The organism is Bifidobacterium tibiigranuli (assembly GCF_009371885.1).
GTDB classification, from domain to species: domain Bacteria; phylum Actinomycetota; class Actinomycetes; order Actinomycetales; family Bifidobacteriaceae; genus Bifidobacterium; species Bifidobacterium tibiigranuli.
In genome coordinates, this window is record NZ_QLZA01000005.1 from 108,314 (window position 1) to 129,063 (window position 20,750).

20 protein-coding genes and 1 pseudogene are annotated in these 20,750 nt (G+C 56.6%); 12 read left to right on the plus strand and 9 right to left on the minus strand.

Going from position 1 to position 20,750, the window contains the following annotated elements; translation table 11 throughout:
• Positions 1–73: 73 nt before the first annotated feature.
• Positions 74–256: pseudogene (locus tag DDF78_RS12480) on the plus strand (SEC-C metal-binding domain-containing protein); the annotation flags it as partial.
• 288 nt (positions 257–544) lie between these two features.
• Complete coding sequence (gene trpD / locus DDF78_RS05525; protein ID WP_152580847.1) at positions 545–1,591, plus strand: anthranilate phosphoribosyltransferase; 1,047 nt, start codon at positions 545–547, stop codon at positions 1,589–1,591.
• Positions 1,592–1,604: 13 nt separating this feature from the next.
• Here the strand turns inward: trpD and DDF78_RS05530 are convergent, their stop codons facing one another.
• Positions 1,605–2,201 carry a hypothetical protein gene (locus tag DDF78_RS05530; RefSeq protein ID WP_152580753.1) on the minus strand — a complete coding sequence of 199 codons (597 nt, stop codon included), beginning with the start codon at positions 2,199–2,201 and terminating at the stop codon, positions 1,605–1,607.
• 101 nt (positions 2,202–2,302) lie between these two features.
• On the opposite strand from DDF78_RS05530, the gene DDF78_RS05535 reads away from it, so the two are divergent.
• Entirely contained in the window at positions 2,303–3,019 is a 717-nt protein-coding gene (locus DDF78_RS05535) for a lysophospholipid acyltransferase family protein (RefSeq protein ID WP_152580752.1), read from the plus strand.
• A 112-nt stretch (positions 3,020–3,131) separates the two neighbouring features.
• Here DDF78_RS05535 and DDF78_RS05540 read toward each other — a convergent pair whose 3' ends face one another.
• Positions 3,132–3,860, minus strand: coding sequence for a haloacid dehalogenase type II (locus tag DDF78_RS05540; RefSeq protein ID WP_152580751.1), 729 nt, complete (start codon positions 3,858–3,860; stop codon positions 3,132–3,134).
• A gap of 251 nt (positions 3,861–4,111) precedes the next feature.
• Between DDF78_RS05540 and DDF78_RS05545 the strand changes: the two genes are divergently transcribed.
• From DDF78_RS05545 to DDF78_RS05570, 6 genes are all read left to right on the plus strand, one after another.
• Positions 4,112–4,912 (plus strand): transporter substrate-binding domain-containing protein, encoded by an 801-nt coding sequence (locus DDF78_RS05545; protein WP_152580750.1) that lies wholly within the window; start codon positions 4,112–4,114, stop codon positions 4,910–4,912.
• 108 nt (positions 4,913–5,020) lie between these two features.
• Complete coding sequence (locus DDF78_RS05550; RefSeq protein WP_152580749.1) at positions 5,021–5,674, plus strand: amino acid ABC transporter permease; 654 nt, start codon at positions 5,021–5,023, stop codon at positions 5,672–5,674.
• Entirely contained in the window at positions 5,671–6,393 is a 723-nt protein-coding gene (locus DDF78_RS05555) for an amino acid ABC transporter ATP-binding protein (protein ID WP_152580748.1), read from the plus strand. The genes DDF78_RS05550 and DDF78_RS05555 overlap by 4 nt, the downstream gene beginning before the upstream one ends.
• Positions 6,394–6,434: 41 nt before the next feature.
• Positions 6,435–7,616, plus strand: a complete 1,182-nt coding sequence (locus DDF78_RS05560; protein WP_152580747.1) for a trans-sulfuration enzyme family protein — start codon at positions 6,435–6,437, stop codon at positions 7,614–7,616.
• A gap of 23 nt (positions 7,617–7,639) precedes the next feature.
• The gene (locus DDF78_RS05565) at positions 7,640–8,506 is read left to right on the plus strand and encodes an NAD(P)-dependent oxidoreductase (protein WP_152580746.1); all 867 of its coding nucleotides are present in this window, start codon (positions 7,640–7,642) and stop codon (positions 8,504–8,506) included.
• A gap of 94 nt (positions 8,507–8,600) precedes the next feature.
• A complete protein-coding gene (locus DDF78_RS05570) occupies positions 8,601–9,854 on the plus strand; it encodes an aspartate aminotransferase family protein (protein ID WP_152580745.1) in 1,254 nt (417 codons plus the stop codon).
• Positions 9,855–9,916: 62 nt separating this feature from the next.
• On the opposite strand, the gene DDF78_RS05575 is transcribed toward DDF78_RS05570, so the two are convergent.
• From DDF78_RS05575 to DDF78_RS05590, 4 genes are all read right to left on the minus strand, one after another.
• On the minus strand, positions 9,917–10,582 hold the full coding sequence (locus tag DDF78_RS05575; RefSeq protein WP_152580744.1) for a GntR family transcriptional regulator: 666 nt from the start codon (positions 10,580–10,582) through the stop codon (positions 9,917–9,919).
• A 162-nt stretch (positions 10,583–10,744) separates the two neighbouring features.
• A complete protein-coding gene (locus DDF78_RS05580) occupies positions 10,745–11,650 on the minus strand; it encodes a threonine/serine dehydratase family protein (protein WP_272869819.1) in 906 nt (301 codons plus the stop codon).
• A 95-nt stretch (positions 11,651–11,745) separates the two neighbouring features.
• Positions 11,746–12,927, minus strand: coding sequence for a trans-sulfuration enzyme family protein (locus DDF78_RS05585; protein ID WP_152580742.1), 1,182 nt, complete (start codon positions 12,925–12,927; stop codon positions 11,746–11,748).
• Positions 12,928–13,039: 112 nt separating this feature from the next.
• Positions 13,040–13,804, minus strand: a complete 765-nt coding sequence (locus tag DDF78_RS05590) for a metal-dependent transcriptional regulator (protein ID WP_152580741.1) — start codon at positions 13,802–13,804, stop codon at positions 13,040–13,042.
• Positions 13,805–14,080: 276 nt separating this feature from the next.
• Here DDF78_RS05590 and DDF78_RS05595 point away from each other — a divergent pair, with 276 nt between their 5' ends.
• The gene (locus DDF78_RS05595; protein WP_152580740.1) at positions 14,081–14,638 is read left to right on the plus strand and encodes a type 1 glutamine amidotransferase domain-containing protein; all 558 of its coding nucleotides are present in this window, start codon (positions 14,081–14,083) and stop codon (positions 14,636–14,638) included.
• Positions 14,639–14,721: 83 nt separating this feature from the next.
• Here the strand turns inward: DDF78_RS05595 and DDF78_RS05600 are convergent, their stop codons facing one another.
• The gene (locus DDF78_RS05600; RefSeq protein WP_237564571.1) at positions 14,722–15,324 is read right to left on the minus strand and encodes a vitamin K epoxide reductase family protein; all 603 of its coding nucleotides are present in this window, start codon (positions 15,322–15,324) and stop codon (positions 14,722–14,724) included.
• A gap of 350 nt (positions 15,325–15,674) precedes the next feature.
• On the opposite strand from DDF78_RS05600, the gene DDF78_RS05605 reads away from it, so the two are divergent.
• Positions 15,675–16,580: a PHP domain-containing protein gene (locus tag DDF78_RS05605; RefSeq protein ID WP_152580739.1), complete on the plus strand. Its 906-nt coding sequence runs from the start codon at positions 15,675–15,677 to the stop codon at positions 16,578–16,580.
• Positions 16,581–16,740: 160 nt separating this feature from the next.
• Here the strand turns inward: DDF78_RS05605 and DDF78_RS05610 are convergent, their stop codons facing one another.
• The gene (locus DDF78_RS05610; protein WP_152580738.1) at positions 16,741–16,965 is read right to left on the minus strand and encodes a DUF3107 domain-containing protein; all 225 of its coding nucleotides are present in this window, start codon (positions 16,963–16,965) and stop codon (positions 16,741–16,743) included.
• A gap of 130 nt (positions 16,966–17,095) precedes the next feature.
• Positions 17,096–18,784, minus strand: a complete 1,689-nt coding sequence (locus tag DDF78_RS05615) for a phosphotransferase (RefSeq protein WP_415481506.1) — start codon at positions 18,782–18,784, stop codon at positions 17,096–17,098.
• 191 nt (positions 18,785–18,975) lie between these two features.
• On the opposite strand from DDF78_RS05615, the gene DDF78_RS05620 reads away from it, so the two are divergent.
• Entirely contained in the window at positions 18,976–20,526 is a 1,551-nt protein-coding gene (locus tag DDF78_RS05620) for an ATP-dependent helicase (RefSeq protein ID WP_162000713.1), read from the plus strand.
• The last annotated feature ends 224 nt before the right edge of the window (positions 20,527–20,750 follow it).

Sequence of the window (20,750 nt, forward strand, 5' to 3'; positions counted from 1 at the left end):
CAGCTCCGAGCCGGGCGACCCCGATGCTGCTTCTACCCAGGACAGCGACGAGGACGACAGCGCCCAGCCCGGCATCGTCGGTCCGGCTCCGCTCAGCCACGCCGAGGGCAAGGTTCCTGCGAGCAAGCAGCCCAAGAGCGAGGAATCGAAAACGGCATGGTCGGACGGGAAGACCTTCCCTGGTACCTCCAAGAACTCGTCGTGCCCGTGCGGCTCGGGACGCAAGTACAAGATGTGCCACGGTCAGAACGAGTGACGGAGAGGCGATGACACGCTGAGCTGCGATTCAACAGCTGGCAATTGAACGGCCATCAATTAAACGACACAGGGCGGCGGACACTGGCAACGGTGTTCGCCGCTTTGCTATTCGATAGCGGTGTCTGCTAGGCACATTCATGCGTTTGGGTAAGGGGAAACACACGAATCTGCCCAGTAGAGCCAACATATGGAAACACGAAAACATTCTGTGACGGGAAGACAGTAGAATAGGGCATCGTCATGGCGACGTGCCATGAGCAGCAGCATCACGCCTCAGGGAGGGCTTATGTCCGAGATCACATGGAAGTCGATTCTCACGAAGCTGGTCGGTGGCGACCACTTGAACGCACAGGAGTCTCGATGGTTCGTGGATGACCTGATGAACGGCGACGCCAATCCGGCAGCTGTCGGTGCCGTGCTGGCGATGCAGCAGCAGCTTGGACTGACCGCCGATGAGATTTCAGGAGCTTCGCAGGCCATGGTCGCGCATGCCGTGCCGCTGCATGTGAGCGGCGAGCTCACCGACATCGTGGGAACCGGTGGCGATGGTGCCGCGACGGTGAACCTGTCGAGCATGGGTTCGGTGGTCGCTGCTGCGGCTGGCGTCAAAATCGTCAAGCATGGCAACCGTGCCGCCTCCTCGAAGTGCGGCGCCGCCGATGTGCTCGAAGCGCTGGGTCTTCCGCTTGACCTCGAACCGCAGGCCGTGGCCGAAATCGGCGACGAGGTGGGCATCACCTTCGCCTTCGCCAAGACCTTCCATCCTTCGATGCGCTTCGTAGGTCCGGTGCGTTCTGCGCTGGGCATTCCGTGCGTGTTCAATGTGCTCGGTCCGTTGACCAACCCCGCCAAGCCGCAGCATGTGGCTATCGGCTGCGCCGACCGCAAGCTCAGCCCATTGATGGCGCAGGTGTATGCCGGGCACGGGCAGAGCGGCATGGTCTACACCTCGCACGAAGGCCTGGACGAGCTAGCGCAGACGGGGCCGGTGTCCGTGTGGGAGATTGCCGATGGCAAGGTCACCGAGATTGAATTCGACCCGGTGGAGCAGCTGGGACTCGAACGCATCGATGTCAGCGCGCTCAGGGGAGGGGAGCCGGAGCTCAACGCTTCCATCTTCCGCCGCTTCCTTGCGGGCGAGGACGTGTCGTCGCGTTCGACGGCGCTGCTCAACGCCGCGTCGGCCATCGTGGCCGATGGGCATCTGGTGCCGCAGGGCGATTTCATCGAGCGTTTCAAGGCAGCCTACGCGATCGCGGAGCAGACCGTCGACTCTGGTGCGGCTCAGGCGCTGCTCGACCGCTGGCTCGCCGCAGCTCAGGCCAAGCGATAGCGGGTCGAACGAGTCAGACTCTGGCGCCGTCATCGAAATAGTCATCGCGGGTCTGCGAGGATCCGCGATGACGGGCGATGAGTCCTGCGCCGCCAATGAGCGCGCAGGGGCCGAAGAACATGCCCAGTATGCCCGTGTACTGGTGGAAGAACACCGACGCGATGGTGCCAGCGATGCCGACGAGCAGCAGCCCCCAGAACACCAGCGTCGTGGCATCGATATGGCCGATTTTCGGGTTCGGCGGCACGAAATCGTCCTGCGAGTCGAGCATGTCGTCGGTATCCAGCCAGCTTGAGGCTGTGAAATCACGTGGGCCGTGGCTAGCGCTCGGTATGTCGCCAGCGAAGGTTCCCTCATCGAGGTCGTTGACCGAGAGCAGCGCCTCCTTCTCCTTGCGCTTGGCATGCTTCTCGAACTGCTTCGCACTGCGGGAATGCGCGACATCGCCCAGATCGTCGGCATGGCTGCTCTCGAACTCGGCCCACAGCTCGTCGGCGTTGGCAGCGTCGGCCTTATCGCCGTCAGCGGCATTATTGACGCCGTTCGAGCCGTTTTTCGGCGTGGAGTTTGGACTCGTATCTTCGCCGTTGCTATTGTTGAGTTCAGTCATAGGCACCACTCTAATAGAGGTGCCGTAACAACTTGGCGCATCACGACCATGCCGCTGCACATAAGGCGGTGGCCGTCGAACGCCGCGCGAAAGGGAGAGTCATGCTCTACTGGTTGTTCGTCAAGGGACTCGGCCCCGTCGCCCGCTGGCGCATGAACCCGTCAAGCCGGGGAGTCGAGAACATTCCCAGGCAAGGCGGCGCTATCATCGCCTCGAATCATCTTGCCGTCATCGACGATGCGCTGATACCGCTGACCAGTCCGCGCATGATTCACTTCATGGGCAAGGCCGAATACTTCGAAGGCAAAGGCATCAAAGGCAAATTCCAGAAATGGTGGTTCACTTCGGTGGGCGTCTTCCCTGTGGATCGCTCCGGCGGCTCCAAATCCTTGGGTGCGCTGGCGCACGCGCGCGAAATCCTCGAAGCTGGGCATCTCTTCGGCATCCATGTCGAAGGCACGCGCAGCCCCGATGGGCGGCTCTACCGCGGTCATGTCGGTGTGGCGAAGCTGGCGCTGGAAACCGGCTGCCCGATCATTCCCACGGCCGTCATCGGCAGCCGCGAGCTGCAGAAGCCGGGGCAGGTGATTCCGTCAAAAGGCAATTCGATGGTGATGTACGGCAAACCGATTACCGTGGCGAAGAAGGCACCAGGCGATATCACGCATGACGAGCTGCGCTCGCTGACCGACCGTGTGACCGAGGCCATCCGCAAGCTCAGCGGCCAGGACTATGTCGACGAATACGCCCAGAAGGTCAAGGCGCGGCTGCAGGCGCAGGAGTCGCCGTCAGACGCTGCAGAGCATGAGACGCGCTGACAAGGGTTACTGAAAAGGTTGGTGGTCTCGCATAGTTTCATGCGAGACCACCAACCTTCATGTTTCTTGAGGGCTTAGTCGTTTACGTGTCTTTGCGGCGTGCCTTTCATTATCAGTCAGTGAAGGCTGCATCGACTGCGTCAGCGAATGCAGCTAAAGAGGGGAATTCCCATGTGGGGTAGACCTCTGCACTAGGCTCCGGGGTGGCGCCCCAGCCGGGCTGATTGTGGCGACGGTTGATCCACACGGTTTTCAGGCCTTGCTTCTGAGCAGGAACGTGATCGTGGAACAATGATTGTGCTACATGCAGCAATTGGTCAGGCTGCAGTCCAAGTTCATCGATGCGGCTGAGCAGAGCATGGAAGTTCCTAGGCGATGGCTTATAAGATCCGATTTCGTTGGCTACGAGAATCTCGTCGAACTGTATTCCGAGTCGTTTTTCGCTGGCGTCGAAGCCTTCCCGATTGACGTTCGAAAGAATAATGAGGGAGTAGTGCCGATGCAGGCGTTCCAACGCCTTATGGGAATCAGCAAACGCGGGCCAGTCGGGTACGGAGACTCCGAGCTTTTCAGCCTGCTTTTCGCTCACCTCGTATCCGAGTTCCACGCCGACTCGTGTGAACGCCTGCTCTAGAACCTGCGGATAGGGCATGCTCGGGAATTCGGCTTCCACAGCGGCCTCGTGGTCGGCATAAACATTGAGAAGCTGCTCCTGATTTGCAGAGATACCTATGCTTTGGGCCCATTCGACAAGGACACTGCCTATTCCGGTCTCCCAATCGATGAGCGTTCCGTAGCAATCAAAGCTCAGTGCCTTGAATGTTGTGAATTCTTCGTACATAAGACCATCATCCATTCTTATTGGTGTCATGCGCCGCGATTCCACGGCGCGTTCGTGTTTGATTTCCACTTGCGCATATGGGATTCAGAGGAATCGTTAACATTTTACGATTTATATGTAGTGCTATGTCACGGATATTTTCATCGGAAACATTATGGTAATCAATTGGTTGTCTTTTGTAAACATTTGACAGTTATCAATATGGGTACTGCATGAAGAAAATTACGATGCACATTACCAAGTGAGGAATCATGAACAAAATAAGAAAAATCGGAGCCGTTGCATGCGCAGTGGTGCTGAGTGCGGTTATGGGATTATCCGGATGCGGATCTGCCTCATCTAGCCCCACCCCCAGCAAAACTCTTAAAGTTGTTACTTATGCGAACTGGAACCCATTCGAATATCTCGATAAAGGCAAGATGGTCGGTTTCGATATTGACCTTATTCAGGCCGTCGCGAAGAAGGCCGGCTATTCGGTGACCATCAAAAATGCTGGCTGGGAGGATATGTTCAGTCAGATTCAGGGCAAATCCAAAGATATGGCGATTTCGGGCATAACGATAACGGACGATAGGAAAAAGACATATGATTTCTCTTCCCCCTACTTCGTATCACGTCAGAGCATCGTGGTCCACAAAGATAGTTCGATTGCATCTGCTGCAGATCTCAAAGGCAAAAAGGTCGGAGTGCCAAGCGGGCAGACGGGGCAGACGGCTATGGAGAAATTGTTCGGAGAAAAGAATCCTAATATCATTGCCTCCAAAAATGGCCTGCATTATATGCAGCTGATTCATGGCGAAGTGGATGCCGCAGTAGGCGACGACACGAATAACAAGCATTTCATTGAAAGCAACAAACAGTACGACCTCAGGATTGTCAGGGACGACAAGGCATTTGCACCGGAATACTTCGGGATTATGTTCCCGAAGGGAAGCACCTACCGCGATCCTATCGACAAGGCGCTCGCCTCTTTCATCACAACAAAGGAATACAGTGAAATGTACCAGAAGTGGTTCGGTACCGCTCCGAATATCAAAGATCTGAAGTCATAGTGCATCTCTGAACAGTATCGTTCTTTCAATCGTATTCCAGGTTCGATGGATGAATGAGTACGCAGTAACCGCAATTCACGCAGAAGATGATTGTAAAGGTGATTCAGAATGAGTTTTGATTTTAGTATCGTATATCAATATCTGCCATATCTGCTATCAGGCACATTGCTGACATTAGGATTCTCGTTGGCAGGCGTTGTGTTTGGAAGCGTCATAGGCGTGCTGATCGCCTTCGGAAAGATGAGTCGAAATAAATGGGTGTCTCTGCCCTTCAGAATCTATGTCGCGTTTTTCCGAGGCACGCCGCTGCTAGTCCAGTTGCTTATTATCAATTTCGGCGTTGTGCCGGTTATCATCGGTACGTCAAACGGAACCGTTGCGGCTATCATGTCGTTGTCTTTGAACTCCGGTGCATATATCGCTGAAACAGTTCGAGCTGGTGTTGAATCCATCGATCGTGGGCAGTCAGAGGCATCCAAGTCTTTAGGCTTAGGGAAAGTGCAGTCGCTGCGGTACGTCATCATGCCGCAAGCAATCAAACGAATCCTTCCGCCTTTGGGCAATGAGTTCATCAGCCTTATCAAGGACTCGTCGCTTGCCTCGACCATTGCTGCTCCCGAACTGACCTATTGGGCTCAGGCGATGAATGCGCAATATTATCGCGTGTGGGAGCCATATCTGTCTTCTGCATTCATTTATCTGGTGCTGACCTACGTCTTGGGCTATTTGGTCAACAAGCAAGAGAAAAGGATGAAATCATGATTTCAGTAAGAAATCTGAAGAAAAGCTTCGGCGACCATCAGGTTCTCAAAGATGTTGACATGGACGTGGATGAGCGTGAGGTTGTGGTTATCATAGGTCCTTCTGGCTCAGGAAAATCAACGTTGCTGCGCTGTATCGGTCAGCTGGAAACGGTCAATGAAGGCGAGATAGCAGTCAATGGCACGGTCATCTCGCAGCACGATGAGCATGATAAGTACACACGGGCCGATATAGGAATGGTCTTCCAGCAGTTCAACCTATTCCCGCATTACACCTGCATGGAGAACATCGTTCTTGCCCCCACAAAAGTGAAGAAGATGCCTCTGCCTGAGGCTCAGGAGCTGGCAATTGAGCTGCTGCGCGAGGTTGGTCTTGAGGACAAGGCATCTGCATATCCATCGTCATTATCAGGTGGTCAGCAGCAGCGTGTGGCGATTGCCCGTGCACTTGCGATGAAGCCGAAGATGATGCTATTTGACGAGCCCACATCGGCGTTGGATCCGGAAATGGTCGGCGAAGTGCTTGAAGTCATGCGAAGACTGGCCAAAGAAGGAATGACCATGATTGTGGTGACGCATGAGATGGGCTTTGCTCGAGAGATTGGTGACCGTGTCATTTTCATGGATGGTGGCCAGATTCTTGAGCAAGGCGACCCTGTGTCATTGTTCGCCAATCCCCAGAACCCGCGGACCCAAGCCTTTCTCAGCAAAGTGTTGTAGCCACGCAAACAATATTTCAAACAAAAAAGGAGTAAATCAATATGGAGTTTACGAGAGAATCAGAGTTGCTGTATATCAGTGATTCCATTCCGGGAATGGACCTCAAGCCTGAAGCCATGCCTTTCTTCCCCAATACCGCATTCACGATGAAGACGCTTTCGGAAGTGAAGCAGACCTATAAGGACGAGGGCTACACCTATATCCGTACCAACAACCCCAACCGCGACCTCTTGGCGAATGCAGTCTCGTGGCTGGAAGGCGGAGAGAAATCGCTGATTTTCTCCTCCGGAATGGGTGCGATCACCACCACGCTGATCACCATTCTGAACCCAGGCGATCATGTCATCTGCAATTCGTACATTTACGGCGAAACGTTCGATGTATTCAGCAAATTGCTCTCTCGCTTCGGAGTGGAGACAGATTTCATTGATCTCGGCGACATCGATGCGGTCAATGCTGCTATCAAGCCCAGCACTAAGTTGATATACACGGAGGTGCTTAGCAACCCGGTCATTGAGCTCACGGATATTGCTGCTATGGCGGACATTGCGCATGCTCATAACGCCTTGCTGATGGTCGACAACACCTTCACTACTCCTCTGGCTATCAAGCCAATTGAATTGGGTGCTGACATCGTCATCAACAGCCTTACTAAGTTCATGAATGGACATAGTGATGCCATTGCAGGCTCCATCACGGCGTCGGCCAAGCTCATTGATGAGATCCATCCCGTGCGCATGCTCTGTGGCACGCCGGGCGAGCCATTCAATTCATGGATGATTCTTCGCGGCCTGCACACGCTGAGTCTCCGTGTGCCCAAGCAGATGAGCAATGCGAAGAAGCTGGCGGAGGCTCTTGAGAAGCATCCGGCAGTTAGCAAGGTCAACTATCCGGGGCTGGAAAGCTCTCCTCAGCATGATCTGGCGATTCGCGTATTTACCGATTCAGGTTTCGGAGGAATGCTCAGCTTTATTATTCCCGATGACGATGAAAAAGTCGATGAATTCATGAGTCGGCTTCATTTCGCGCATTATGCGCCGACGCTTGGCGGTCTGCGCTCGTCGTTGGATCACCCGATTATTTCTTCGCACAAGCACATGCCGGATGCCTTGCGCAGGAAGATGGGTATTACGCCAGGCATGTTCAGACTTTCCGTGGGCATTGAGAATCCGGATGATCTGATTCGTGATTTCTATAATGCGCTCAGTGTATTTGAGGCATAAATGGCACGGGGAAGGGAATAAACGTGAATGTTACGGTTCTTGGTACTGGAATTATGGGAAGTGGTATCGCGCGCTCATTGGCGAGAGGAGGTTTGTCGGTTACAGCTTGGAATCGGACCATTGCGCGTGCCGAGCCGCTGAAAAAGGATGGCGTGTTGGTTGAGCCTGACCTGCATACAGCCCTTGTGCATGCCGAAGCCGTGATTATAGCGTTGTATGACGCAGACAGCGTTCTGGACGTGCTGGAACGCTCCGCGTCATATACTCCTAGTAATACGATCTGGATACAAACGGCGACCATCGGAGTGGAAGGCACGAAGCGCGTGGCGGATTTGGCTGAGCGCGATGGGCTCAGGGTCATTGAAACCATGATGATGGGAAGCAAGGATCAGGCCGCTGTCGGTCATCTGACGTTGATTGGTGGCGGAGACCCTGCCCTGTTCGAGCAGGCGAAGCCTGTTTTGGATGCCATGTCATTCAAGCTGGTGCATTGCGGCCCTCAGCTTGGAGATGGGACAGCGGTCAAGCTGGTGTGCAATCTCTGGCTCGCTTGCATAACTGCGGCTGCCAGTCAGTCAATCAAGCTGCTTGAACACCAGCATGTCGACCCAAGGCTTTTCCTTGAGGTCATCGATGGTGCTACAACGGATTCCCCATATGCCCATATCAAGGGTATGAAAGCTATCACGCATGATTTCAGCCCGCAATTCGAAGTCCTTGCGCTGCGCAAGGACCTGGGACTCGTCGGTTCGGTGATGGAATCTGTAGGGTTCCGTACCGATCTGCTCTCTACGGTGACAAATCTCTACGACGAAAGCATCAGTCATGAGCAAGGCCACGAAGACATCAGCGTAGTATCTCAGACGTTTGACGAAGACAGCGCGCATTGATTTTCGTACGTGCTGAATCGTAGCGCGTTGGACCTCAAAAAAACAATAATTCAATCAAAATGCAAGGAAAATTACAGAACAGGGGAAGCATATTATGGCCACATTGAGTCCAGCGCTCAAACAGTCGTCATCTGTTGTGGTAGATCACGCCAAAGGAAGTTGGATATACGCGCAGAACGGAAGACGATATCTGGATTTCACCACCGGCATCGGTGTAACCAGCACCGGCCATTGTCATCCCAGAGTCGTCAAGGCTGCGCAAGAGCAGATTGGCAAGGTGATTCATGCGCAGGCGACTACGGTGATGCACCAGCCCATGCTTGATTTTATCGATGAGCTGGGTACGGTGTTGCCGGAGCAGCTCAATTCCATATTCTTCTCCAACTCGGGTTCCGAAGCCGTCGAATCGGCGCTGCGACTGGCGAAGATGGCGACTGGAAGACAGAATATTATCGCCTTCCAAGGCGGTTTCCACGGCAGGACGATGGGTGCCGCATCGGTGACTTCTGCGACACTCACCGTGCGATCTGGCTTCGGTCCGATGATGCCGGGAGTGTTCTTTGCGCCGTATCCCAACTCTTACCATTATCACTGGTCGGAGGAAGAGACAGTCGAGTTCTGCCTGCGCGAGCTTGATTTCATGTTCCACACGCAAACCGATCCCAAAGACACGGCCGCATTCATCATCGAGCCGGTGCAAGGGGATGGCGGGTACATCAAGACACCGCCCGCTTTTATGAAGGCGCTGCGCGATATTGCCGACCGCAACGGCATCATGCTGATCTGCGATGAAGTACAAGCTGGCGTAGGCAAAACCGGCCACTTCTGGTCGCACCAGATCTCGGGTATCACTCCGGACATCATGACGATGGCAAAAGGCATCGCGAGCGGTTTCCCAATTTCAGGCATCGCCGCGAACGAATCCATCATGAAGCTCGCCTGGCCGGGATCACAGGGAGGCACATACTGCGGGAATGCAGTCTCGGCTGCCGCGGGCGTGGAGACGATTCGTGTCATCAAGGAAGAGCATTTGGTTGCCAACGCCGCTGAGCGCGGCGTGCAGCTCGCCGGTTTGCTACACCCGTTGGCACAACGACATGCGAACATCGGTGAAGTGCGGGGCGTTGGTCTTATGCGTTCCATGGAATTCATCGGTGACGATGGAGACCCTGACCCTCAGTTGGCGCGCAAGGTGCAGCTTGCTGCCGAGGATGGAGGATTGCTTACCTTGACATGCAGTCCCTACAACAATGTGGTCAGGATTGTGCCGGCTCTCAACGTGAGTGCCGAGGAGATTGACGAGGGAGCCTCGCTGCTGACCGCAGCGGTGGAATCGGTGCTGGGGTAGCCCGGTAGTGTATCGACTGAGCATTGGCTTGGGCAGCGAGCAGGTTGTACTGCCCAAGCCAATCAGTGTTGGCCTGTGAGATATTCGACGGCCGATTCCATGTGCCGATCAAGCTCTTTGAGCAGCGGCTTTTTGTCGCCCTGCCGCAGAAGCTCAAGCAGCAGCTTATGCTCGGTCGCTATCTCGGATGGTGCCATATACGCGCCGCGAAGATGGGCGATGCAGAGTGTGATCTGCGCGATGATGGTCGAATAGAAATCGTTGACCCGTTTGCTGCCTAGCGCCTGAACGACGCTTTGATGAAATTCCACGTCACCTTTGACAACGACGTTCCAGTTTTCGTTGTTCGTGAGCGAATCCATATTGTGAATGCACTGCTGCAAGCTTGAGAAGACGGATTCATCCGGCGAGTGTTGAAGATGGACGAAAGCTTCGCGTTCGATGATCAGACGCGCAAAATAGATGTCTTTCACGTCTTCTTCGGACATGGTGGCGACAAAGACCCCACGATTCTTTTTCGCTGTGAGAATTCCTTCCGAGACGAGTTGCTGAAAGGCCTCGCGGACAGGTCCGCGGCTCACGCCGAACGATTCGGCGATTTCCATTTCCTTCAGCTTGTCGCCAGGGGAGAGAACTCCATTCAGCAGCAATTCGCGCACCTTGTCGTACACTATCTCGTGCGTCGGCGGCACGTTGATGGTGTAGGAACGCAAAAGCGGATTAGCCATGAGTACCCTCTACTAGATTTTGCAAACAATAGTACAGTGTACGATGCGGGCTAAACGGCGGAGCCCTTATTGCCCAAGAAATTCAACGTGTTGTATATGGGGCTGCAGCATAAGAGTTCTTAGGCAATAAAGTTTTCATAGGTACTTCCTTGCATGGGTGTTCTAGACTTCGGTATGCTGTGAGAAAATATCGGCGATTACATGGAGATTTGCATTTCCGCCGGAGAGAATGCATACATTTTTTCCAGATGTTTTTTTCAAGAGAAGCCCTGCAAAGGACACGGCAGCGGAAGGTTCGATAAGCATCTTCGTGTAGGTGACAATAAGCGTAAGCGCGGTAGCTATTTCCTCGTCGGAAACGGTGACCATCTCGTCAACATTGTCCATGACCTCGGCAAAGGCTTTCTCGCCTGGCGCGGTTCCTGCTAGGCCATCAGCTATTGAATACCGGCTCGGAATCGTTGTGATTCTTCCTGCCGAGAATGAAGCCCCCATGCAGTTCATGTGTTCTGGCTCCACACCTATCACTGTTGTCTTGGGGGACAGAGCTTTGATTGCTGCCGAAATCTCCGATATAAGGCCTCCGCCTCCTACGGGGACATAGATGGTATCGACACCAGGTAGGTCTTGTAGGATTTCGAGACCTATTGTCCCTTGCCCCGCCATTATTCGCGGGTCTTCCACGGGGTCGATGTATGTGGAATTGCTTGTTTGCATATATTCCAAGGCTTTGGCATGGGCTTCGGAACCGGTTTTCCCGTATGAAGTGATGCTGCCTCCGTATGCCTTGCATGCATTGACTTTTGCCGCAATAGCGTTTTCAGGCATGAAGAGCTGGGAACGTATGCCAAGAACCGAGGATGCGTAAGCTACTGCCTGCGCATGGTTTCCTGACGAATAGCATACGACGCCGCGAGCTTTCTCATCGTCGGTGAGCGAAAGCAAGGTGTTGAAGGCTCCACGTACTTTAAACGATCCGGTCTTTTGCAGGTTTTCGCATTTGAAATATACTTCGGAGCCGACCATACTTCCCAGAGACGATGAGGATGCAAGAGGGGTCGTGTGCACATAGTGTGCTATGCGACATGCCGTTGATTCTATGTCAGCTACATTCAGCAATGCTAACCCCCTCAGATAGGCGTATTTGGTGCTTCTTCATCGCATTACTCATCGAATACACTCAGCGCATCGAAGAGATCACGGATGATATCGTCGGAATTCTCCATGCCGACAGAGAGGCGAATCAGTCCGAAGGTGATTCCTATCTTGTCAAGCTCTTCCTGAGGGAATCCATAGTGGGATGAGGTCATCGGATGCTGCAGAGTCGTTCGATACCCGCCAAGCGTCATTGCGTAATGAACGATATTCAGATGCCGCAGGAAGGCGTTGATCTTATCCCGATCTTCGGGAATTTCGAAGCTGAGCATCGCCCCATAGCCATTCGTAAATTCCTTGGTTGCCAGTTCGTGCTGCGGATGTTCGAGCAGACTTGGATGATAGACCTTACTGACTGCCGGATGAGACTGCAGCGCTGCCGCGACTTTCGTAGCATTGTCCATCTGCGCTCTGACACGCAGATCCATAGTGCGCATGCCACGCTGGACAATCCATGCATCGAAGGGGTCTGCGGTCGTTCCCAGAAGAACCTGGAGCCTATACGCCTGTTCGATTATTTCATTGGTTGATGTGATGGATCCGGCGGAGGCGTCGCTATGCCCGTTGGCGAATTTCGTCAGACTGTTGATGGTGACATCCGCGCCATGATCAATAGGCGCGATGAGCAGAGACGTGGCGAAGGTGTTATCGACGACGAGCTTTGCTTGATGTTTATGTGCAATGCTTGCCAACGAATCAATGTCGGCTACGGCAATCATTGGATTCGAAATCGTTTCCGTATACAGGATTTTCGTGTTGTCCTGTATGGACTGTTCTACTACAGCCAAATCTGACATATCCACAAAAGTCGTTGCGATGCCAAATCCGTCGAGTTTTTCCAGCAGATCAATCGACTCTCCATATAGGGTCTGATCGGCGAGGATATGATCGCCTGAGTGCACCAAGGAGAGAATCAAGGTTGAAATCGCCGCCATGCCGCAGTTGCAAATGATAGATCGTTCGCCCTTTTCAAGACAATTCACCAGTTCGGCAAGAGCATTGCGGTTGGGATTGCGCGAGCGAATATAGGCATATCCTTTTTCGCGATAGATATCTTCCAAATCATCAAGATCCTGCGGATGGAATGCGGTTGTCAGGTAGATGGGTAGAGATTCAGGGTCGCTGGCTCTTTCGTGAATTGCAGAACCTTGATGGACGATTTGCGTTGATCGACTGAGGCTGTTCACCATACGTACGCTCCTTGGTGCATTCTTGTTGAAACACCAAAGATTTTAACATTGAAGAATGTTAACAATCTATAAAGTGCAAAACCGAACTATGTAAAGCGTACGGAGTCAGACTTTAGCGTTCGCCTGCTGCAGTCTCTTTCTCAAGCACGCGTACGTGGATGCTGTTGGCGAATGAGGATTGCAGGATGATTGGGGCAGTGGAAAGTTGGCCGTTTGAGCTGGAATTGGCATTTCCTGGTTCTAAGCTGCCTGCCGAAACCGGTGAATGCAATCGGGACAGCGTCATGGTGCCGGACGTCTTGTCTTGGTTCTCGACGCGCAGCGTCGTACCGATGGTGATGTGCTGGGCATCGAAGTAGCGTAGCAGCTCGGGATCCTCGTCGCTGACGCGCTCGATGGTGACGGCTGCGCCGGCTTCCACCTCGGACAGCGGGGTTTCGGCGACGTTTGGCATCGAACCGTCGGCACGGGGAATCGGGTCGCCGTGGGGGTCGGTCGCGGGGTGGTCGAGCATATCGTCAATGCGATCGATCATCATGTCCGAGGCGGCGTGTTCCAGTGCGTCGGCTTCGGCGTGCACTTCGTCCCACGAGTAGTGCAGCGCGCTGACGAGGAAGGTCTCCAGCAGCCGATGCCTGCGCACCATAGCCAGCGCGTACCGCTCGCCGGTGTCGGTCAGTTCGATGGCACCATAGGGGTCATGCCGGGCATAACCGCCTGAGACGAGGCGGGCCACTGCGCCGGAGACGGTTGAAGGCCTGACATGCGCCTTGTTCGCCAGATCCGAGGGCTGCACGGGGGTGCGCCCCCATTCGTGGAATCCCCAGATGACCTTGAGATAGTCCTGCGCATTGGGGGAGAGATCCTGTAACGTCATAACCCACCAGTGTATGCGGCTGCCTGCCATACGCGACACGTCCAGGTTAGACGCGTCATGTGAGATCGTTCACTTCGCGTCGGGCTTGAAACTGCCCATGCGGCGCGCGATGCCGGTATCGTCGTAAGTGTCAATAAGTGCAAGTGTCATAGGCACAGTGTCATAAGCAGCACAGTGTCATACGCACGGCTGGCCGCATATCGACCGGCGACATGCGGCTGCGGCGCCAACGCCGCGCTGCAGCCCGGAACAATCGCTCGCGAAGGAGTTATGAACATGGCAAAGGCTATCGAAGAGGCCAAGGTACTGATCATCGTACAGAACTGGGGCATCGAGGAGACTGAGATGACGCGGCCGCTGCGTGACCTCAAGGCCGCAGGGGCACAGGTGACTCTGGCGGCGGCATCGATGGACCCTGTTGAAACCGTGCAGCATGACCGTTATGAGGGCGAAACCGTGCAGCCTGATGAGACCTACGACAGCGTGAATGCGGCGGATTACGATCTGCTGGTCGTTCCTGGCGGCACCTGCAATGTGGACCGTCTGCGTGTCGCTCCGGCTGCCATCAAGCTCGCGCAGGACTTCGCTCACGCAGGCAAGCCCATCGCCGCGATTTGCCACGGCCCGTGGCTGCTGGTCAACGCCGGGCTGCTGCCGGGCAAGACCTCAAGCAGTTGCCGCTATATCAAGGCCGATATCGAGAACGCAGGTGGCACGCAGGTCGATGAGGTGCTGCATATTTGCAATAGCAACGGCTGGCGCCTGATTTCCTCGCGCAAGCCCGACGACCTCGATGCCTTCGTTGGCGCAATCAAGGACACGCTCACCGAGTAACTTGAGGTGCGGCTAGTGGGTCTCGGCGTGTCACGGTTAAAGACGGTTGACAGAGCAAGGGGATGACGAACGCTCAGCCAAAGTCAGCCAAAGATTGCAGCGCCGTCTTTGACCATGATGATGGAGATGAGGAACAGAATCCACACCGCATCGACCATAAGATCATAGTTGAGTCGGTAGTAGGTCTTGAGGCCCGCGCGATCGGGCAGGTGCTGCACGCTGGCCGTGGCGTGGGAGAGTGCCATGAACTGGATTGTGGTGGAGAACATGAGCACGAGGCACCACGGGCACAGGGCGCGGATGACGAACACCGACTGGGTGAACAGCCAATAGGCGTAAAGCAACGCGAACAGCCCGCCGAACCAGGTGGCTGCGGCGAACCAGCGCGGTATGCGGATGCGGGCCAGTCCGATGACGGCGATGGTGACGAACACGCTTTCCGCCGCGATGCCGAAGAAGGCATTGGGGTAGCTCAGCCCGTTGAATTTGACGATTTCGGACTGCCATGATTCGGCGACCGTCGAGCACGACAGCACGCTGTTGACATCGCAATCCAGCAGCTTCTTGGGGTTATGAGCCAATTGGAGCGTTTCTGCCGACAGAATCAGCGACACCAGCAACGCTATGAGCGAAAATATCAGCATGACCGCATAATTCCAGGTCGCGCTGTGACGCAGCCCAGCCAGCGCGGGCGTGAACGGGGTAAGCGGCGAGCGCGAAGCGGGGGCAGGGACAGCGCCCCTGTGCAGCGCAGCGGCGTCGGACTCTTTGGTATCAGACGCCGCTGCATCAGCGACTACTGCTGTTACAGCGTCTGCGGCGTTCGTTCCGCCATCGGATAGGGCTGGGTTCTTGATGTCGTCCACAATGGTCCTTCTGTTGTTCCTCAACAATGATGTCGCTGTGATAATCGTCGTATGATCATGACACTGCCGCGTGCCGTTATGCGTTATGGCAGTCTCACGATTGCGGCGACATGATGACATTTACGCCTTCATATGCGCTTGTTTGCTGTGTCACAGCTTACGATGGTTGCATGACGTATGACGATTGTGCCGAGCGTCCGCAAACCGGCTGGGATATGCACTGTCACACGGTCTTTTCCGATGGTACGGAGACTCCCGAAGAGCTGGTCCGGCAGGCCAAAGCGATGCAGCTGCTCGGCGTGGCTATAACCGATCACGACACCACCAGCGGCTGGGTTCCCGCTCAGCGCGCCGCAGAGCGGTTGGGGTTGCCATTGCTGCGCGGCACTGAAATCACCGCCGAATTCGACCGGACCTCTGTTCACATGCTCGCTTACCAATACGATCCGAACAGCCCGCATATCGCCAGCATGTTCGCCAGAACCCGCGATGGCCGTGTCCGCCGCGCCAAGATCATGGTGGAGCGGCTGTCCGAGGACTTTCCGATCACTTGGGATGACGTGCTCGATCAAGTCAAGGAAGGGTCACGCACCACGATTGGCCGGCCGCATATCGCCGATGCGCTGGTCGCCGCTGGCGTCTACGACACGCGCTCCGAGGCTTTTCAGGGGGCGGTAAATGGTCGCAGCAAATACTACGTGCCCACGGCTTCGCCGACAGCGCTGGAAGTGGTGGATGCTGTACGCGAGGCCGGCGGCGTGAGCGTCGTCGCGCATCCGGCCGACACCAGCCGCAATCGCGTGTTGCTCAGCGACGAGCAGATTCACGCGCTGGTAGATGAGGGATTGGACGGGCTGGAAGTGTGGCATCGCGGCAACGCACCAGCGCAACGCCTCCGGCTGCTTGCCCTCGCGCAGCGCTACGGGCTGCTAACCACCGGAGGGTCGGACTGGCACGGCAAAGGCAAGCCGAACCTGCTGGGCGAAAATGTGACCGATCCAGAAACAGTAGCGCAAATCATCGAACGAGGGGCGATCGTTCCGATTAACCCATCGGGAGCTTCATCGCTTCGCTAGTTTCGTCCGGCGTGTGCATTGAACATCGAAAAACAAGACCGAAAAACAATGCGTGGGCATGAAATCCATTGTAAAAACAACAGTTTCACGCCCACGCATTGCAGGTCTGTTCAGGAGTGATTCGAAATCACCGCAATCGCTTGGTCACAGTGCCACTTGATCACAGCGCGCCGAAGCCGACGGCGTGGCGCGTTTCGGAGCCGATTGTGGCGTAGCCGAGGGCACGGCCGGGTACCAGGATGCGGCGGCCCTTGCTGTCCGTGATGTCGATCATGGTCTGGTTGGCCACTGCATCGGCAATAAGCGAACCAATCTTTTCAGCGCTTTCGTCGCTGCTGAAATTCACCGGCCGCGCCACGTTCTGGATGCCCAGTTCGATATCCATCATTACTCCTTTTTGTTATCATTCAAACTTGCGTTCACAGCATTCGCTGCGCGTCACACGTGTCGCATATGAGACTCGTATGACACGCAGTTTCGTTATGTCCCTAGCCATTGTGCCCGCACCCAGCGCTTTACGCTTTCGGCGTGGTGTCATTCGTGTCGTCGGCTGACTGCGTATCGCCAGAAACGAGGTTTGTGCCGTTCGCATCGCCTGAGCTGGCCGTTCCGGCACTGCCAGACTTCTGCGGCGTACTGCCTGATTCCTGCCGAGCATTCGCGTCATAATCGGGATATTCGTTGCGATCGGGGTAGATATGCACGCCGCTGCTCGTCGTGTCGTCCGGGTCGAAGCCGTCCAGGCCCTCCTGCGCATCGCGCAAGGCGCGCTGCTCGCGTTCGAGCAGCGGGATGACGATGGTGGAGGTGTCGCTGGGGCTGAATGAGCCGCCATCGAACGTGTCATCATTGAAGGCGTCGTCGCTGCCAGCCAAACCGTTGGAGCCCTGCGAACGCTGCAACGACGAAGGGGCAATGGCCATCGTCGCCGATGAAGAGTGCTGCCTGGAATGTCCGAACTGCTTGGACTGCCTGCTTGGCTGCACCGGACGGTCCGCCGTGGAATCCGAATCAACGGGCGCGGCTGCCCGGCTCGCCCGTGCCGAACCGGTTCTGTCCGATTCGCCGGTGGCATCCATTTGCCCGGTTCCGTCGCCGCCTTGCGACTCGCCGGCACGTTCCTGTTCTGCGGCTTCGAGAGCGGCGCGGCGGCGCTCCGACTCGGAGAGCAGCGTGCCGACCGTGATGGTTGACGGTGCCTGACCCGGCGAGGCATGCGCGGAATGTACGGCAGGGGCGGCAGCGGCGTGACTCTGCGTCGCCACGGCAAGCTGATGGGCCAGCCGTTCGACCTGCGCCTTGAACTGCATGATTTTGGCATTGTCGGCGTGGTTGAGTGCCTGAATAAACTCGCCGACCTGCTCCATCTGCAGCCACAGGTTCGCGCGCAGCATAATCAGATCGTCCAGCCGCGACCCCAGCATGCGCCCGTAGGCCGTCAGCACGGCGTTGCGGTGCGGCTCGTCAAGCTTGGCGAAGGTCCACGCCAGATCGCGTGCCGGATCGTTCACCTGCATGTCCTGCCAGTTGGTGACGGCGGTGATGGTGGAATCCGAGAAGAGGAAATCGCCGTCTGAGAAGCCGCCGTGCACCGGGCAGGTGGCGAATGACCACAGGCCTTCGGTTTCCAATATGCGCGACCAGCTTGCGGTAATCGACGATGGAATATGGCCGGCCTGACGCAGCCGCTTGATCCAAGCGGTGAGCTGGGCGCGAATCTGCCCAGTGGAGAACGCCGGGTATTTCCCTTCCTGCAGGAAGTTCGGACGCAGCCGGTGAATCGCGCCGATGGCGGTGCCGACGCTTGCGCTGTCGTCCAAAGTGAGCAGATCAAGCGGGCGGGACTGCCCGTTGTGATGCGTGGCGACCAGAACCGCCGTGCTACCGGTGACCCCCCGATCCGACGCGCCGTCTTCGAACGCGAGCACATTGTCCATCGCGAATCCCAAGCCCCCGGGCTCCCTCGCCTTTGCCAGCGTGTTCGCGGCGTGCACGCGCCTCGCCAGACGTTTTTTGCCGGCTTCGGTATCGGAGGCGAAAACATCGTACAGGGCTCCGGAATTGTCTTGCACAACCGCCAGATCAATGCCCATCGCCTCATCCGTGGCGTTATTCTGCTCGCTGTTGCGTGCTCCGGCCACGGCGATGCTCGGCATGGCCGCCGATGCGAGTGCCGCCAACATGAGATTGCGTCGTTGATTCACACCTCCACACTAATACATAGGCGTCTAAAACCAACACGGTATGCCAATTTCTGGCGTTACCGGCTTACGAATTTCGTGCTGCCCATACCGCTGAAGGTGCAAGCGCGGGCACGATGAAGGCACAAGCGCGGACAGCGCGAGGACTCAACGAGGGCACGGACAGCGTGCCATTAGGGGGTGCGGCTGACACAATGGCAGCTATGAACGCATCAGCCGAAGCCATCGTGCAGGGACTTGACGACGCCCAACTGGCCGCCGCCACGACTTTGCATGGCCCGGTGCGCATCATCGCCGGGGCCGGCGCGGGCAAGACACGCACCGTGACGCGCCGCATCGCCTACGCCTGTGCGAGCGGGGCCTGGGACCCTACGCGCACGCTCGCGGTGACCTTCTCGGTCAAGGCGGCGGCTGAAATGCGCTCGCGGCTCGCCTCCTTAGGCGTTGGCGAGCAGGTGACGGCTTCGACCTTCCACGCGGCGGCGCTCCACCAGCTGCGCCAGGTCTGGCCGGACATCTGCGAGGCGCCGTTCCCGCATGTGATTCGCGAGCCGGGCCGTGCCATCGACCAGTGCATGTGCCGGGTCCTGGGCACCGACCAGTTCGGCGACGCCGAAGTGCGCGCGGTTCTGGCCGAGATCAACTGGTGCAAGGTGTCGCTTATCGCGCCGTCCGACTATTCGCGGGTATGCGCGGCCACGCATCGCCAGCCGCCCGCCGGCCTGGAAGTCGATCGGCTTGTCGATGTGATGCAGGAATACGAGCGCGTGAAGACTTCGCATGGGGAGATTGACTTCAACGATATCCTGCTGCTGACCTGCCACATCCTCGATGACTTCCCGGAGGAAGCCGTGCATATCCGCGCCGCCATCGGCTGGCTCACCGTGGACGAGTACCAGGATGTTTCGCCGCTGCAGCACCGGCTGATGAGCCTGTGGCTGAACGGCAATCGCGATGTGTGCGTGGTGGGGGACCCCGCGCAGACCATCTACTCCTTCGCGGGGGCGAGCAGCTACGACCTGCTGGGCTTCGCCAGCGAATTCGCGCCGTTGAGCGCGGACATCGACCTCGGCATCGACTACCGTTCCACCCCGCAGGTCGTGGGTTGCGCGAATCGCGTGCTCGCGTCGGCAGCCAATCGCGAGGATTATCTCAAACTGTCGGCGCTCAGGCCGGGCGGCGCGCGGGTGAGCCGAACCGTCTATGACGATGATGACGAGGAGGCGCGTGGTGTGGCGATGCGCATCGCACGCATGGTTTCCCAAGGCGCCGCGCCGGACGATTTCGCTGTGCTCACGCGGATTAACGCCCAGCACCGAGTCGTCTGCCGCGCGTTGCGTGAGCAGGGTCTGCATTATCGGGTGCGCAGGGATGCGGGTTGGCAGCATTCGGCGCTTGAGGACGAGGGTGCGGGGCTGGACCATGCGCTGAGCCAGGCGCGGCAGGAAGCCTTGGAGCAGATCGGCGCGGGTGGTCAGCAGGGCAGTCAGCAAGGTATCCAGCAAGGGGTGACGCTGTCTACGATTCACGCGGCCAAAGGTTTGGAGTTCAAGCACGTCTTTATCATCGGATGCTCGGAGGGCCTGCTGCCGTTCAGCTCGCCCAGCCCTGGCGAGCAGCTTGAGGAGGAGCGCCGGCTCATGTACGTCGGCGTGACCCGTGCCGAGGACACGCTGCACCTGTCATACGCGCGTCGCAAGGACTCGTCGGGCGGCATCGCCCGTGCGCCGAGCCGCTTTCTGTGAGGAGGAGCGTGCCTAGGGCCGTCAGAATCTAACTGCCACAACACCTAATTTGATTTGCGCTCTGCATGAGTCCCAGCTCCGGCTAATGCCCCTTTCGTGATGCTGATTCGCCTTTAGCGTCACGAAAGGGGTAGCAACTGCTCGATAATGCCCCTTTTGTGACGCTAATCCAAGCTAAGAGTCGCGAAAGAGGCACTCGATGAGATAGGTGTCGATTATGAGCA